Below are 15,418 nucleotides of genomic sequence, written 5' to 3'. Positions count from 1 at the left end.
GAATGCGCACAACTTCCCGCTGGACTTGGCGGCGGTGGAAGTGGCGCCGGCCATCCGTGGCTAATCCACTCCTGACCTAGCTGACTCGACTGCTTTTCACCCCCTGGTCTTCACCAGGGGGTTTTCTCCCTGCTTGAGGGCCGGGGCTTGGCTCTTTCCCACACAGATGGGCATACTGGGGAAAGCCCACCTGGCCTTGGCGGTTGATGCTGGGCGGTTTGCTGCTTTAAAGAGAAAACTTATTTTCCCAGCTATTCGAAAAATCGAATATTTGAGAAGAGGAAAAGCTGAGGCGATGCACTTTTTTTGCCATCCTGCTCTTCCCAAATTCTTCTCTCAACTGGAATCCAATACCGACCTATTTTTTGATAACGATCTTCATAGATCATCTTTGCTTGAGTTTTTTCTTCGGTTCCTGGGCTACCATACTCAGCAGTGTAGTGAGTGGGTAGGTAGCCCTCACCTGTATCGTAAAACTCTTGAACTGAGACTGTAATTGTCCGATTGGCAAGATGGCGATGCACCCTTTGAATGTGCTTGTCCTGAACCCAGTACCTATCGGTAGAAGATAAGCCCGAAACAAGAACTTCAGTGATGTCTGAATTTTGTGGCTCTCCATAGACAAAGGTGTGGCCACCGTGTTCTTCGTCGAAGGAATGACGAACGCGATGCACCATGATTTCCCACATCTGTTCCCTTATTTTCTGGCGGATCTCCTCGTCCTCGACGCCGGCAATATCAATCTTCATGTTGCGGTCAATACTCACAACTCCTGAGAAGGAGAGGCTGCTGTCACCTTCTTTGGGAAAGTAGGCTATCTCAGCTTGGTAGCCAGGAAAGTCCTTATCCCAGGTGTAGCGATTCTCAAAGGCCTCTCTAAACAGCTCTTTGGCCGGAGCCTGCTGTGCTGCCATAATCTCCCCCTTAATGAGAAATTTTATTATTTAAATCCTAGTAGAGGCTGATGACTGGGGTTGGGATTTTAAGGTTTCCTTTAACTGTCCACCCACTCAGCTCTCTTTTTCTCGGAGCTCTTGGCGGTTGCCAGCGGGTAGGGGGGCAGAGCAGCAATCCTTCACTTTGCCTGAGAGGGCCCTTGAAGTTAATGAAAATTATTAGCAAGGCGCTGTCCACCGGCAACAGAGAGAGAGCTAAGCTAAAGCTCGACGCTGTTGGCCTTTCGGCGACAGGCTGGCAGAAAGAGGGTCTGCTTTCTCAACTCACTCCATGTCCAAAATCCAGCCCCTGAACCCAGAGCGGATCGCCCAGATGGCCGCGGGAGAGGTGATTGACTCGCTGGAGGCGGCCCTACGGGAGTTGCTGGAAAATGCCCTCGATGCTCAGGCCACCCGCATTCAGGTAGAGATTTGGCCCAGTCGCTGGCAGGTGCGGGTGGCCGATAATGGGCAAGGGATCCCAGGTTCGGAGTTGGAGCAGGTGGCTCGCCGCCACACCACCAGCAAGTTAGATGGGCGTAGCCTGGGGTTTCGGGGCGAAGCCCTGCACAGCCTGGCCCGCCTGGGATCCCTGACGATTCAGACCCGCCATGCTGCGGATGCCCACGGCTGGCTGGCCGCCTACGACCGCCAAGGGGAGCTGACCCACAGGCAACCAGCAGCCATGGCCTTGGGAACGGTGGTCACGGTGGCGGATTTGTTTGCCGATTGGCCCTTGCGCCGCCGCTCCCTGCCCCAGACTCGCCCGCTCTTGACACTGGTGCAGAATGCAGCCTTGGCCCATCCTTGGGTGAGTTGGCAGGTGCGCCAGGAGGGGCAACTGTTGCTCAGCCTGTGGCCGGGCCAGTCTTTGCAAGATCTGCTGCTACAAGTGTTACCGCAGGTGGATCCCTCGGATCTGCGCTACCGACGGATCCGAGAGGGGGACAGCGATTGGGAAATGGTGCTGGGCTTGCCGGATCGCCGGCATCGCCCCCGCCCCGATTGGATCCGCGTGGCCGTCAACGGGCGCTTTGTGCAGATGCCGGAGTGGCAACGGCTAATCCAGTCAGTCTTTCAGCACGCCTTGCCCCGCCACCGCTACCCGCTGGTGGTGGTGCACCTGCGCTTGCCGCCAGAGCAGGTGGACTGGAATCGCCATCCTGCCAAGAGCGAGCTCTATCTCCAGGATCCGGAGATCCGACAGGAGCAATTGCGCCAGCACTTGCACGCTCTTCTCCAATCGGGATCTGGCCAAGCCAGCCGCCGCTCGGTGCATCTCATCCGGGCCAGCGAGGCCAAGTCGGTTTATGAGGCCAGCCGGCAGCCCCATCTTCCCTTCAACCCAGCTCCTGCTGCTCCCGCTTGCTCGGCTCCCTCCCTGCCCCCTCTTAGGGCCCTGGCCCAACTGCACCGAATCTACATCCTGGCGGAGCACCCTCAGGGGCTATGGCTGGTGGAACAGCACCTGGCCCACGAGCGGGTGCGCTACGAGTACATCCAACGCCATTGGCAGCCAGTAGAACTGGAGACGCCTGTAATGCTGCAGGGACTATCCCCCCAAGCCGTGGAGCAGTTGGAGCAATTAGGGCTGGAGCCGGAACCCTTTGGCCCCAACACCTATCTGGTGCGCCGCCTGCCTCTGGCCCTGTGGTCGGAAGATCCCAAGGAGATTCAGGGATCCCTCCTGGAGCTGAGCCGCTGTGCTGACCTCGAATCAGCTCAAGTGGCGGTGGCCTGTCGTGGCGCCCTGCGCAATGGGATCCCCCTTACCCTGGAGCAGATGCAACAGTTGCTGGAGGCCTGGCAGCGCACCGCCAATCCCCACACTTGTCCCCATGGCCGGCCAGTGTATCTGGCTCTGGCCGAAAAAGATCTGGCCCGCTACTTTCGTCGCCGCTGGGGGATCTGCGACCGGCCTATTTCCAACTCCAAGATGGGATCTATTTGGGAGCTGGAGCCACTGGGGGATAGGTTTGCTGCCCAAGTGCGGCGCTCAGCCGGCTCTTCTGCCTCGGATCCCACGGACGAGGCCAACGCTGCCCCACTATAATCGGGGGTGTCCATCTGCTGGAACGCTCTAGAACCCCATGGCCTTCTACCTCAAACTCAGAACCCAAGAAGAGACCTGGCTGCAGCGCCATGCTCGTCCCATCTTGGCAACCTTGGCCAGCTTGGGATCCCTGTTGACGGCCTACCTCACCTACACCAAGCTGACCGATCAGCCTGCCGCTTTCTGCACGGGGGATGGGGGGTGCGACCTGGTGCTCTCCAGCCGTTGGGCAGAGTTTTTGGGGATCCCGACGGCAACAGTTGGCCTGCTGGGGTTTTTGGGGGTCTTGGCGCTGGCGGTGCTGCCGGATGGGATCCCGCTGGTGAAGCGGTGGCGCTGGCCGGCCCTGTTTGGTCTGGTTTCCGCCATGACCGCCTTTGAAATGTACATGCTCTACCTGATGGTGGGGGTGCTGCGGCAATTTTGTCTGTATTGCACCACCGCCATAGTCTTGGTGGCCGGCCTGTGGGCGGTAACCCTGCTGGGCCACCGCTGGCTGGATTGGGGCAAGCTGGCCTTTAGCTACATTCTCGTGAGCTTTCTCACCTTGGTGACCACCATTGGGGTGTATGCCAACCAAGTTCCTCCCCCCAGCCCCCTGGCGGCAGGGTTGGCGGCCCACCTGCGGCAGATCGGCGGTACCATGTACGGGGCCTACTGGTGCCCCCATTGTCAGGAGCAGAAAGAGCTGTTTGGGTCGGCCTTTGCCCAAGTGCCTTACGTGGAGTGCTCCCCCAACGGTCCCGGTACGCCCCAAGCCCAGGCATGCACAGAAGCAGGGATCACCAGCTATCCCACCTGGATCATCAACGGCCGCACCTACGTGGGGCTGCGCTCGCTGGAAGCCTTGGCGGCAGCTTCCGGCTACCCTCTCGAGCCCGGCGGAGGACAGTAGTTCTCCAGTAGCGATGGCAGGAAGAGGCGTACACAGTTTCGCCCGGCTTGCTTGGCCTGGTAGAGGGCCTCGTCCGCTCGCTGGAGAGCAGCTTCTGGATCTAAGGGGTCATCTTCGCTGATAACGATCCCGCCAATGCTAATGGTGACAGGCAGGCTGCGTTTGGGCGAAACGTCAATTGGCCGGCTGGCGATGGCCCGGCGCAGAGACTCGGCGTAGCGGTGGCAGTGGGCGGGGTTGAGCCCAGGGGTGACGCAGACAAATTCTTCGCCGCCGTAGCGGTAGAGCAGGCTGGAGGGACGCAGTTGATTGTGCAGCCGCCCAACAAGGGCCTGCAACACGCAGTCGCCGATGAAGTGGCCGTAGGTGTCGTTGACCTGCTTGAAGTAATCCACATCCATCATCAGCAGGCAGAGATAGCGATAGCGGGCTTGCCCACGGGGCCCCACCTGCTTGAGTAAATGGGGCAACGCCTGGTCGAGAGCGCGGCGGTTCAAGGCTCCAGTCAAGGGATCCGTCAAAGACAGAGACTCCAACAGCTCGTTGCGGGCCCGCAGTTGCCGGTTGGCCTGGGCCAGAGCTCGGGTGAGCCGCTGCAGGCGCAGCCCCGCCCGTACCCGGGCCCGCAGCTCCTCAGCCTCGACCGGCTTAACGATAAACTCGTCCGCCCCTGCATCCAGCCCCTGCACCCGATCCTCAACTTCGGAGCGGGCGGTGAGCAAAAGGAAGTAGACAAACTGGCCGGCAGCGGAGTGCTTCAGACGGCGACAGAGCTCTACTCCAGACAAACCCGGCATGACCCAGTCGCAGATGATCAAATCCGGCCATTCGCTTTCATCCAGGGTCTGCAGGTGCTCCCAGGCCAACTGGCCGCTTTCCCAGCTTTCCACTTGATAGTTGGAGCTTCTAAGGACTTTGCCGATGTAGCGACGGCTCACCGGGTCATCGTCGATGACCCAAATGCAGGGAACCTGAGCCGGCACGTGGCTCCACGAAACTTCCTCCAAGGGCAAGGGCTCCGTCCCACCAACGGGAGCGGAAACCAAGCTGGGGGAAGGCTGCCAGCCTTCGAGTTCAGCCGACAACATGAGGAGAAACCCTGATACGACGAAGTAATGAATGACAATTCTATCCCTGAGGTCTAGCTGCAGCTAGAGCTGGGAGTGGCCAGGCAAGCCGGATTGGCGGGCTGTTCGCCCAGGCCAAGGTGCAATGCTTCCACAAACTGCCGCACCCGGATGGGGTCGATGAGGGGAAAGGGATCCGCACAGCCCACCGGCATGCCGGCGGAACGGGCCGGCCGTTTCAGAGAACTGGCCACAATCACGCCATCCGCGTGGCGGATGAGGGTGCCGATGTTTTCGGCGGTGGCCCCTGAGCCAATCAACAGAGGTACCTGAGGGGCAACTTGGCGGGCCAGCTTCAGATCTTCCAGAAGAGGCGGTTTTCCGGTGGCCCAGCCGGAGAGAACAATGGCATCGGCTAGGCCGCGCTCCACCGTGTCGGCGATAGCCGCCTCCAGGCTAATGGGACTTAGGGGCTGGGCGTGCTTCACCAGCACATCGGCAAAGATCTTGATGTCGGCCCCCAGCTCGCGGCGGTAGCGCAGCAGGCGGTGGGCATTTCCCTCAATGATGCCCTGGTCGGTCACCATCGCCCCGCAGAGGACATTGACCCGGATAAACTGGGCCCCCACACAGGCGGCAATGGCTAGGGCGCTGTAGCCATCGTTGCGCAGGACGTTGATCCCGATGGGCAGGGAGACCAGCATTTTCAGTCGCTGGACAACTGCGGTCATGGCGCTCACCACCGCCGCATCCACCTGCTCCTTGGCAAAGGGCGCATCGTAAAAGTTCTCGACGAGGATCCCATCTACTCCTCCTGCTGCCAAGGCCGTGGCAGCCTGCTCCGCCTGAGCGATCACCCACTCCAGGTCGCCGCCCCAACGGGGGGAGGTGGGCAGCGGCAACAGATGAACCACCCCAATAACTGGATGGGGGGTTTTGAACAGGTGTTGCAGCAGGTTCACCGGCAAGTTCCCTCAGGGATCCATAACAATCTTACGCCCGGATTGGATCCCTGGCGGCATTCTCTCCGAGGAGAAAGGGGCGGGATTCCTGGCAGCGGCCAGGCCGCGCAACAGGCGGGGAACTAGGCTTGGCCCTTCATAGGCCCAGCCGGTATAGACCTGGAGCAGGCTGGCCCCGGCCTCCAGTTTCTCCAGGGCGTCGGCCAGAGTGAAAATGCCCCCCACTCCAATAATCGGCAATTGCCCCTGGGTGGCTTGGTGAATGTAGCGGATCACCTGGGTGGAGCGCTGTCGCAGGGGGGCGCCGCTGATGCCGCCGGCTGCCGTAGCGAGGGGCCCCAGGCCGGGCAGGAAGCGGGTTTTCAGGTTGTCGCGGCGCAGGGTAGTGTTGGTGGCTACAATCCCCGCCAGTCCGTAGGCTTGGGCCAGCTCCAGGATGGCGTCAATTGCTGGCCAATCCAAGTCAGGGGCAATCTTCACCAAAAGGGGCTTCTGTCCGCGATTTTCCTCCTGCAACGTCGCTAGGATGGGCGCCAACTGCTCGGCAGCCTGCAGGGATCGCAATCCCGCCGTGTTGGGGGAGCTGACGTTGACCACAAAATAGTCTCCCAGCTCCCGCAACAGACGAAAGCTGGCCAGGTAGTCGGCAGCCGCCGCCTCCAGGGGGGTGGCCTTCCCTTTGCCCAGGTTGATGCCAATGGGAATGAGACGTTGGCGCAGCCGGCGCAGCCGTTCGGCCAGAGCTGCCGCCCCCTGGTTGTTGAAGCCCATGTGGTTGAGAGCAGCCCGATCCTGGGGCAACTGGAACAGGCGCGGCTTGGGGTTGCCCGGCTGGGGCTGAGGAGTGACGGTGCCCACCTCCACAAAGCCAAAGCCCAAGCTGGGCCAGACGGCCAAAGCGTGACCATCCTTGTCAAAGCCCGCCGCCAGGCCGATGGGATTGGGGAAGGTGAGGCCCCAGAGCCGTACTTCTAGCCGGGGATCCCGATAGCAGAACAGGCGCTCCAAAAGAGCCAGGATCCCGGTAGCCTGGGTGGCGTCCAGCCACTCCAGGGCGCGCAAGAGCCCCACCTTGACCGCTTCCGGGTCAGCCCTCAGGCCCGAAAAAAGCAAGGGCCGCAGCACATCTCGGTACAGGTTCACAGCAAAGACTTGCTCCCCTCCTGTTGATCTTCCCCAAAAAACAGGGGCCTGCAAAAGTCTCCTCTGCAGACCCCCGCTTTTGAGCTTGGGCGGGAACTGGCCCGGCCAAGCCGAGCACCACCGGCCTAAAGACTCTTAGCCTTCCGGCTCAAACACCTGCAAATCCACGATCTTTCCTTCTTTAAAAGTCCAGTGGGCAAAGGTTCCAGCCACGTCTCCCTTCTCGTCGAAGTTCAGCGAGCCGGAAGCACCGGTGTAGTCAATGTCCTCCCCTTTCTTGAGTAGCTCCACCGCCTTGGCCCACTCTCCTGGCAGGATCTCGGTGCCGGGGGGATTGGCCACTTGCCGCAGAGCATCGCGGATGGCGGTGCCATCGGTGCTGCCGGCCTTTTGAATGGCCAGAGCCAAGAGGAAGGCGGCGTCGTAGGCGGTGTCAATGTAAGGCGTGGGGGGCAGCTCCCCGTAGGTAGTTTTGTAGGCTTCGGCAAAGCTCTGGTAAGCCTTGCTATCGGTGAGGGCCTGGGGCGAAGTGCCGATGGATCCCTCAAGCTTGTCCGCCCCCACCTGGGTGGCCAGATCGGGAGAGCGCATGCCGTCTGTGAAGACAAAGCGGTCAAATAGCCCCCCTTCCAAAGCCTGCCGCAGGATAACCGCACCATTTTCTGGATAGCCAATAACCACTAGGGCCTGGGGATCCCCTTCCTTGAGCTGATCCAGCTCGCCGCGGTAGGAGGCTTTGCCGGGCTCGTAGGGGACGGCCTTGGTGATCTTGCCTCCCTGCTTCTCAAAGGCTGCCTTGAAGCTGTCGGCCAGCCCTTGGCCGTAGTCGTTGTTGATGTAGATAACCGCCAGGCGATCCAGCTTCTCTTCGCGGGTAATTTGCGCCAGGGCTACCCCTTGGAAAGCATCGGAAGGAACGGTGCGGAACAGAAAGTCATTGTCGTCCAAGGTGGTGATGCTGGGAGCAGTAGAAGCGGGCGAAATCTGCGGAATCTTGCTGGGAACTGTTACTGTTGTGGCCACTGGGATGGTAACGCCACTGCCCAAAGCACCAATAATGGCGGCCACCTTCTCCACATTCACGAGCCGCTGGGCAGCATCGATAGCCGGCTGGGCTGAGGTTTGGTCATCCGCCTCCACCACTTGGATTTGGGATCCGAGGACGCCGCCAGCAGCGTTGATCTGATCCAGGGCCAGCTTGATGCCCTTGAGGCAGTTTTCCCCATAGGCTTGCAGGTCGCCTGTCAAAGACAGCAGCGCTCCAATTTTGATCGGGGTTTGGGCTGCTTGCTGAGCTGTGCTCGGCAGCAGGGTGGTGGCCAGCGCCGCTGCCGTCAGAGCTGCCGCCGTTGCGAAGGCCCGCCGGGTCAGTTTGTGCACAGAGGACATAACCAAGAACCTCCAATGAGGGAATAAAACTGCGATTCCCAAAAGTTGATGGTACAGAAGCAGACGTTGGCTTACCTCGGAGAGTTCCCTCCTAGAGTCAGCCCAACCCCCAAGGAGTAGCTTTTTGGCAAACCTATTCCCGAGTTTGGTTAAATAGGGCTCGTTATCCTACGATAAAAGTTCATACAATGGCGGATCCATTGGGTAATCGAGTTTTCCCAGAGCAGCAGCGTGATTGTTATCGACAACATCTCCAAACAGTTTGGCGGCGTCAATGCCCTGGATCGCTGTTCCTTCCGCATCGAAGCTGGCCGGATCACGGGCTTGATCGGCCCCAACGGGGCGGGGAAAACAACTCTTTTTAACATCATTGCCGGGTTTATTCGACCCAGCAGCGGCCGCATTTGGCTGGATGGGGAAGATGTCACCGGCCTGCCTCCCCACCGCTTGTTCCACCGCGGGCTGGTGCGCACCTTCCAGATCCCGCGGGAGTTTGGCCGCATGACCGTTCTAGAAAACTTGATGGTCGTCCCTCCTGAGCAGGCGGGGGAGAACCTGTTCAACACCTGGTTCCGCTGGCGGCGCGTGCAACGGCAAGAGCGCCAGCTTCAGGCTCGGGCTGAAGAAGTTTTGGAACGGCTCAACCTCATCCACCTACGCGATCAACTGGCGGTCAACCTTTCCGGCGGACAAAAGAAGCTGTTGGAACTGGGACGTACTCTAATGGCGAACGCGCGGGTCATCCTCTTGGACGAGCCAGGGGCTGGTGTCAACCGCACGCTGCTGGCGGACTTGATGCGCTTTATCGAGTACCTCAACCGTGAGCGCGGCTGCACCTTCTGCATCATCGAACACGACCTGGATCTGGTGACTCGCCTTTGCCACCATGTGGTGGTCATGGCGGGGGGGAGGGTGCTGACGCAGGGATCCATGCAGGAAATCAAGCAAAACCCAGCCGTGCGTGAGGCCTATCTCGGATCCATTGCCCTGGCGGATGCTCTCAGCTCCGGGCCGGCCTCCACCGTCTCGCCGGAGGGATCCCCCCCATGACCCCTTTGCTAGAGATTCAAGATCTCTACAGCGGCTACCGCGGCGTGGACATCCTCAAAGGGATCCGCCTCAAGGTCAATCCGGGCCAAATTGTGGTCATCATCGGCCCCAACGGCGCGGGCAAATCCACGGTGCTCAAGTCCCTCTTTGGGTTGGCCACTATCCACTCTGGCCGGGTGCTGTTCCAAGGCTCTGACATCACCCATCTCCCTGCCGAGCAACTGGTGCGGCGGGGGATTGGCTTTGTGCCCCAAACCAACAATGTCTTTCCCTCCCTCACGGTGCAGGAAAACCTGGAGATGGGGGCCTTTATCCGGCGCGATAACTACACTGCTCAACTGGAGCGAGTTTATGAGCTGTTTCCGCCCCTAAAAGAGAAGCGAAAGCAAGCGGCGGGATCCCTCTCCGGTGGGCAGCGGCAGATGCTGGCCATGGGGCGGGCGTTGATGACAGAGCCCCGGCTGTTGTTACTGGACGAGCCCACTGCTGGCCTGTCGCCCCTGTACGTTGAGCAGACCTTTGCTCTCCTGCAGGAGATCAACCGCCTTGGCGTCAGTATCCTGATGGTGGAGCAAAATGCCAAGCAGGCTCTGGCTATAGCGGACTGGGGCTACGTCTTGTCCATGGGAGAAAACCGCTTTGAGGATACTGGCCCCAACCTGTTGCACAATCCCCAAGTGCTGGAGCTGTTTTTGGGAGGTTGAGGCCCTCACCCCCAGCCCCTCTTTCGAGGGGGAGGGGAGCTAGGCGGAGCTGGCCAGTTGGACTGCCTGCTTGAGAAGGGCTTCCACAAAGCCCATTGCCTCCTGGGCGGAGTGGCCAGCGGCCAGTTGGGCCAATTCTTCCCGGCGCTCCCTCTCTCCCAGAGGATCCACCCGCACGCAGGTCCGCCCTTCTTGCACCACTTTGTAAACCCGCAGGTGGTGATCGGCTAGGGCGGCAATCAGGGCTTGGTGGGTAACGCAGAGAACTTGGTGGTTCCGGGCCAGCTGGTGCAATTTGGCGGCAATGGCCTGCGCCACCTTGCCGGATACGCCAACGTCGATCTCGTCAAAAACCAGGGTAGTCACCGGATCGACGCGGCTGAACACCGCCTTTAAGGCCAGTAGAAAACGGCTCATCTCGCCGCCGGAGGCAATCTCCGCCAGGGGTTGCAGGGGCTCGCCGGGGTTGGGGCTAAACCAAAAGCTCACCTGATCCACCCCTTCGGCACTGGGGGATCCTGGCTGGATTTGCACCTGGAATTGCACGCCGCTCATCCCCAGGGGCTTGAGCTCCTCAACGAGGGCCTTTTCCAGTTTCCGGGCCGCCTGCTGCCGCAGGTGGGAAAGCGCCTGGCAGTGGCGCTCCAGCTCCTGGGCTGCCTGGTCTAGCCGCGCCTCTAGTTCCTCCAAGTCGGTGCTCTCGTGCCGCAGTTGGGCCAACTCTGCCTGCACCCGCTGCGCGTGGGCCATCACCTCGGCCAGGGTGGGGCCGTATTTGCGGCAGGCCTGGCGCAGTTGGGCAAGGCGCCGTTCAACTTTGTTTAGCCGACTGGGATCTGCTTCCAGGGTCTCGCCGTAGCGCAGCAGCTCCCGTCCGGCCTCCTCCACCTGAACGAGGGCGCTGCTAACCAGTTCGAGGAGGGGAGTTAGGTCGGGATCCCGTTGAGCCATGCTCTGCAGCAACCGCTCGGCTTGGGCCAACAAGTCAGCAATAGCCGGCGAGCCGCTGTCGTTTTGGTAGAGCAGTTGGTGGACGGCATAGCTCTGCTGCTGCAGTTCCACGCAGTGGGCTAGGCGCTCCCGCTCCCGCTCCAATTTGGTCAGCTCGTCGGGATCCTCTAGGCGCAGGGCAGCCAGTTCTTGGGCTTGCAACTCCAGGAGATCTAGCCGCTGCAGCCGCAGTTGTTGGTTTTGTTGGCGGGATGCTATCTCTGCTTTGAGCTGGCTCCAGGTTTGGTAGCAAGCTGCCACCTCTAGGCGCAGGCGCAACAGCTCTTCGCCGCCAAAGGCATCCAGCCAGCGGCGCTGAGTTTGGGGCAACTGGAGCTGGATTGTCTGACCCTGGGCGGTGATCTCCATCAGGTGGGAGCGCAGGCTGAGCATCTGAGCCTTGTTCACCAGCACCCCGTTGACTCGCAGGCGGCTGCTGAGCTTGCCGTTGCGCACCCCCAGCTCGCGGCTGCAGACCAGGCCTTCTTCCAAAGGCTCAATTTGCTCCTGCTCTAGCCAGGCCTCCAGGGCGGCCGTGGGCTGGAAAACGGCTTCCACTAGGCCCCGCTCGCTGCCGCTGCGCAGAGTGCGAGCTGGCCCCCCTAGCGCGGCATCGAGAGCCTCGAGAATGATAGATTTGCCTGCCCCTGTTTCTCCCGTGAGTACATTCAGCCCCGCCCGAAAGGGGATCTCCAACTGCTCGATGAGGGCGAAGTTCTCGATCCGCAACAGGCGCAACATAGGGATCCCGTTGGCCGTCCTGTCTCAGGTTAGCCCACCTGCCGACTTAGGCAGAACGGGGGAAGAGCAGCTTCAAGGGGTGGCCTCCGGCGTCTCCTCTGTTCTAGCGGCGGTATCGGCAAGCGGCTCGGAGGTAGCGGCTGGGGCATTGGGTGTATTAGGCGCTACCTCTGCCTCCTGGAGAGAGGCGGAGGGTTCGAGCTCGGCTTTTGGCTCTGTGGCGGTGGGCTCGGGGGCAGCGGCAGCGGCTTGGGCAGCCTCTTCTTGCTTTTGCCGCTCGTAGCGGCGCCGTTTGATCCCCTCATCCACCCACACGTACACCAGACTGAGAAGGGAGAGCCCTGCCGTTCCAATTAAAACCCAGAGTAGATTGTTGTCTATCGTCATGAGGTGAGATCCGTCAAACTCTGCCGCCAGGGGGAAACGCTGCCCTCAAGGCTTGATCTTACCGTTGAAGCTGCTCTGCCCAACCTTAAAAGACGGGATCCACCCTTTTGCCATGCGCTACCTCAAGTTTTACAAACCCTACGGCGTGCTCACCCAATTTACTGACCGGCAGGGGCGGCCAACTCTCAAGTCTTTCATCCCGGTGCCCAGGGTCTATCCGGTGGGGCGGTTGGATCGAGATAGCGAAGGTCTGCTTCTGCTAACCGACGATGGTCGCCTCAACGCCCGCCTCATCGATCCCAAGTTTGGCCACGAGCGCACCTACTGGGTGCAGGTGGAAGGGATCCCCACGCCGCAGGCTCTGCAACAGTTGGAAAAAGGGGTGATCATCCAGGGGCGGAAAACCCGCCCTGCCCAGGTGAGGGTTCTCACCGAAGAGCCACCCTTGCCACCGCGGGATCCGCCCATTCGCTTTCGCCGCTCCATCCCCACCACTTGGCTGGAGCTGACGCTGCAGGAAGGTCGCAATCGCCAGGTGCGCCGCATGACCGCCGCTGTCGGCATCCCAACTCTGCGATTGGTGCGAGTGCGGCTGGGCCCTCTCTCGCTGGAGGGACTGGCTCCCGGCCAGTGGCAGGATCTCAGTGAGGCGGAGTTGGCCCGCCTGCGGCAGTGTTGTTTTGGCCAGCCACGCCGTCCCCAGCTGAAGCGGGAGCTAAGTTTACAGCACCCCTTTTGAGCTGGGGATCCCATCCTGTCGGCGCGGATCCCGCTCTACGGCCATGCGCAGAGCGCGGGCAAAGGCTTTGAAACTGGCTTCAACAAGGTGGTGGGCATTGAGGCCGGCTGCCTGGCGGATGTGCAGGGTCAGCTGGGCGTGGTTGACCAATGCCTGGTAAAACTCTCGCACCAACTGGGTTTCGTAGCGGCCAATGCGCTCCACAGTTAGCTCCAGGCCGTAGCTGAGGTGGGGGCGTCCGGAAAAATCCAGTACCACCTGCACCAAGGCCTCATCCAAAGGCGCCCAGAAGTGGCCAAAACGGTAAATGCCGCGCCGATCCTGCAGCGCCTGGGCTAGGGCTTGTCCCAACGTGATGCCCACATCTTCGTTGGTGTGGTGATCGTCGATGTGCAGATCCCCCACCGCTTTGATCTGGAGATCAATTAGCCCATGGGTGCTGAGCTGGGCCAGCATGTGGTCCAAAAAGGGGATCCCCGTGTCGATCTCGTGCTGCCCCTTGCCATCGAGGTTGAGGCGAACCTGCACGTCCGTCTCTGCTGTGCGACGGTGAACAAAAGCCACTCTGGGCTGGAGCGAGCACGTGGAATCTAGGGCAGTCATGGGAACCAAAGCAGCAGGAACACCCCACCTCTAGCATCGCACAAGCCTGCTGCCCTATGGCTACTGCAACCCCACCTTGCCAGCCTGAGCAGGCATCATCGCTTCCCCGCTAGCCCCGATCCCAGCCGTCCAGCCTAGGGAGTGGATCTGGCAGGGGGTTTCCCTCACCCCTGCCCCCTCTTCCTTTGGGAGGATCTGAAGTGGCCTGGAACTTCCCTCGAGGAAGTCGCTGTAGATTGCTGTAGGTAGAGAGATCGCGGCAAAGGGGATTGCCGTTTGCAGGATTGGCAGCAGGTTTACTCTGCCCTCAAGCGGTACTGGGGCTACGAGGCGCTGCGGCCGCCCCAGGATCGGGTAATCCGCGCCTTGCTGGAGAAGCGGGATGCCCTCGTGGTGCTGCCGACGGGTTTTGGCAAGTCCTTGTGTTTTCAACTGCCGGCTTTGCTGCAGACAGGCCTGACCTTGGTGGTCTCACCCCTGATTGCCCTGATGGAGGACCAAGTTCAGGATCTCTGGAGGCGCCGTCTGCCGGCAGCCTGTCTGCACAGCGAGCTGGAACCGGCTCTGCGCAAGCGGGTGTTGCGGGCGTTGGCGGAGAATCGGCTGCGTCTACTCTATCTAGGGCCGGAAACCCTCTTTAGCCCGCCGGTCTGGGAGCGGCTGCAACAGGTGCCTATCAACGGCCTCATGGTGGACGAGGCGCACACCTTGGTGCGCTGGGGAGGATCCTTCCGGCCCGACTACCGCCGCCTGGGGTTGGTGCGTCCTGCCTTGGGCCAGCCTGCCTTTCCCATCGCTGCCTTTACTGCCACCGCCGATCCCGAAACCCTCAACCGCCTGCGCCACCTCCTAGGGCTACAGCAGCCGGAGTGCATCCGCGCCGATCCCCTGCGGGCCAATATCTCCCTCCATGTGGAGGTGGCCTGGAGCCCAGCGGATCGCCGTCGCCGCCTGCTGCGCTTCCTGGCCGAAAACCCCGGCTCGGGCCTGGTGTATGTGCGCACCCGGCGGGATGGGGAGGAGCTGGCCGAGTGGCTGGGCCGACAAAACCAGAAAACCGCCACCTACCACGGCGGGCTGGAAGCGGGATCCCGCCGCCAGCTGGAACGGGCTTGGCTAGAGGGAGAGCTGCGCTTTTTGGTTTGCACCAACGCCTTTGGCATGGGCATCAACAAGCCGGACGTGCGTTGGGTGCTGCACTTTCACCCACCCCCTAACTTGATGGACTATCTGCAGGAGGTGGGGCGGGGCGGGCGGGATGGTGGCCCTTGCCGGGCCCTCATGCTTGTCTCGGAGCCGACGGGCCTGCTGGATCCCACCGATCGCCAGCGCCAAGCCTATTTCTATTCCCAGCAGGAGCGCCTGCTGGCCCAAGCACGGCGTTTGCTCCAAACTCTGCCCTCCCAGGGATCCTATGCCGACTTGCCCCCCGGGGAGACGCGGGTGGCCCTGGGCCTGTTACAGGAAATGGGCTGTCTGCACTGGCCAGATCCCTTTCACTTCCAGGTGCTGCACCGCCGCTGGCAACCGCCACGGCGGGAGGATCCCTGGCGGGGGATGGAGGACTTCATCCACAGCCGCGGCTGTCGCTGGCAGGCAATTTTGCAACATTTTGGCTACCCTGAGAACCAGTCCAGCCTGCCCTGCGGCACCTGCGACCGCTGCCGGGCTTCCCAAAGGCGTTGAGGGTTTCGGCAGCCGGCAGAGGGGTTAGGATCTTTGCGCTTGCCCGGCGTTTTCGCAAAGGATAGGATCCCCTC

At 61.1% G+C, this 15,418-nt stretch carries 14 protein-coding genes; 6 read left to right on the top strand and 8 right to left on the bottom strand.

From position 1 onward, the window contains the following. Positions 1 to 251 precede the first annotated feature (251 nt). Complete coding sequence (locus NW841_RS02840; RefSeq protein ID WP_414378342.1) at positions 252 to 914, bottom strand: DUF3386 domain-containing protein; 663 nt, start codon at positions 912 to 914, stop codon at positions 252 to 254. Between the two features lie 313 nt (positions 915 to 1,227). On the opposite strand from NW841_RS02840, the gene mutL reads away from it, so the two are divergent. Then, positions 1,228 to 2,988 (top strand): DNA mismatch repair endonuclease MutL, encoded by a 1,761-nt coding sequence (mutL, locus tag NW841_RS02835; RefSeq protein ID WP_414385250.1) that lies wholly within the window; start codon positions 1,228 to 1,230, stop codon positions 2,986 to 2,988. 37 nt (positions 2,989 to 3,025) lie between these two features. Continuing rightward, complete coding sequence (locus tag NW841_RS02830) at positions 3,026 to 3,883, top strand: vitamin K epoxide reductase family protein (protein ID WP_414364017.1); 858 nt, start codon at positions 3,026 to 3,028, stop codon at positions 3,881 to 3,883. Here NW841_RS02830 and NW841_RS02825 read toward each other — a convergent pair. From NW841_RS02825 to NW841_RS02810, 4 genes are all read right to left on the bottom strand, one after another. Beyond that, a complete protein-coding gene (locus NW841_RS02825) occupies positions 3,853 to 4,971 on the bottom strand; it encodes a diguanylate cyclase (RefSeq protein WP_414385248.1) in 1,119 nt (372 codons plus the stop codon). The genes NW841_RS02830 and NW841_RS02825 overlap by 31 nt on opposite strands. A 53-nt stretch (positions 4,972 to 5,024) precedes the next feature. Continuing rightward, positions 5,025 to 5,912 (bottom strand): photosystem I biogenesis protein BtpA, encoded by an 888-nt coding sequence (btpA, locus tag NW841_RS02820; RefSeq protein WP_414364019.1) that lies wholly within the window; start codon positions 5,910 to 5,912, stop codon positions 5,025 to 5,027. 12 nt (positions 5,913 to 5,924) lie between these two features. Next, positions 5,925 to 7,055 (bottom strand): quinone-dependent dihydroorotate dehydrogenase, encoded by a 1,131-nt coding sequence (locus NW841_RS02815; protein ID WP_414385246.1) that lies wholly within the window; start codon positions 7,053 to 7,055, stop codon positions 5,925 to 5,927. Positions 7,056 to 7,190: 135 nt separating this feature from the next. Beyond that, the gene (locus NW841_RS02810; RefSeq protein WP_414364021.1) at positions 7,191 to 8,444 is read right to left on the bottom strand and encodes an ABC transporter substrate-binding protein; all 1,254 of its coding nucleotides are present in this window, start codon (positions 8,442 to 8,444) and stop codon (positions 7,191 to 7,193) included. A 231-nt stretch (positions 8,445 to 8,675) separates the two neighbouring features. Between NW841_RS02810 and NW841_RS02805 the strand changes: the two genes are divergently transcribed. Next, complete coding sequence (locus NW841_RS02805) at positions 8,676 to 9,494, top strand: ABC transporter ATP-binding protein (protein ID WP_414378337.1); 819 nt, start codon at positions 8,676 to 8,678, stop codon at positions 9,492 to 9,494. Further along, positions 9,491 to 10,198 carry an ABC transporter ATP-binding protein gene (locus NW841_RS02800; RefSeq protein ID WP_414385244.1) on the top strand — a complete coding sequence of 236 codons (708 nt, stop codon included), beginning with the start codon at positions 9,491 to 9,493 and terminating at the stop codon, positions 10,196 to 10,198. The genes NW841_RS02805 and NW841_RS02800 overlap by 4 nt, the downstream gene beginning before the upstream one ends. A gap of 39 nt (positions 10,199 to 10,237) precedes the next feature. On the opposite strand, the gene recN is transcribed toward NW841_RS02800, so the two are convergent. Both recN and NW841_RS02790 read right to left on the bottom strand, forming a co-directional pair. Further along, positions 10,238 to 11,929, bottom strand: a complete 1,692-nt coding sequence (recN, locus tag NW841_RS02795) for a DNA repair protein RecN (RefSeq protein WP_414385242.1) — start codon at positions 11,927 to 11,929, stop codon at positions 10,238 to 10,240. 72 nt (positions 11,930 to 12,001) lie between these two features. Beyond that, positions 12,002 to 12,316, bottom strand: a complete 315-nt coding sequence (locus NW841_RS02790) for a hypothetical protein (protein ID WP_414364025.1) — start codon at positions 12,314 to 12,316, stop codon at positions 12,002 to 12,004. A 112-nt stretch (positions 12,317 to 12,428) separates the two neighbouring features. On the opposite strand from NW841_RS02790, the gene NW841_RS02785 reads away from it, so the two are divergent. Further along, positions 12,429 to 13,055, top strand: a complete 627-nt coding sequence (locus tag NW841_RS02785; protein ID WP_414385241.1) for a pseudouridine synthase — start codon at positions 12,429 to 12,431, stop codon at positions 13,053 to 13,055. Here the strand turns inward: NW841_RS02785 and hisB are convergent. Then, the gene (gene hisB / locus NW841_RS02780) at positions 13,038 to 13,658 is read right to left on the bottom strand and encodes an imidazoleglycerol-phosphate dehydratase HisB (RefSeq protein ID WP_414372137.1); all 621 of its coding nucleotides are present in this window, start codon (positions 13,656 to 13,658) and stop codon (positions 13,038 to 13,040) included. The genes NW841_RS02785 and hisB overlap by 18 nt on opposite strands. A gap of 276 nt (positions 13,659 to 13,934) precedes the next feature. On the opposite strand from hisB, the gene NW841_RS02775 reads away from it, so the two are divergent. Then, entirely contained in the window at positions 13,935 to 15,344 is a 1,410-nt protein-coding gene (locus tag NW841_RS02775; protein ID WP_414385240.1) for a RecQ family ATP-dependent DNA helicase, read from the top strand. The last annotated feature ends 74 nt before the right edge of the window (positions 15,345 to 15,418 follow it).

Origin of the sequence: Synechococcus sp. H60.3, assembly GCF_047462295.1 — a bacterium.
In the GTDB taxonomy this organism is placed as follows: Bacteria; Cyanobacteriota; Cyanobacteriia; order Thermostichales; family Thermostichaceae; genus Thermostichus.
The sequence above is the reverse complement of the archived record's forward strand: the minus strand, read 5'-3'. Positions and strand labels throughout refer to the sequence as shown.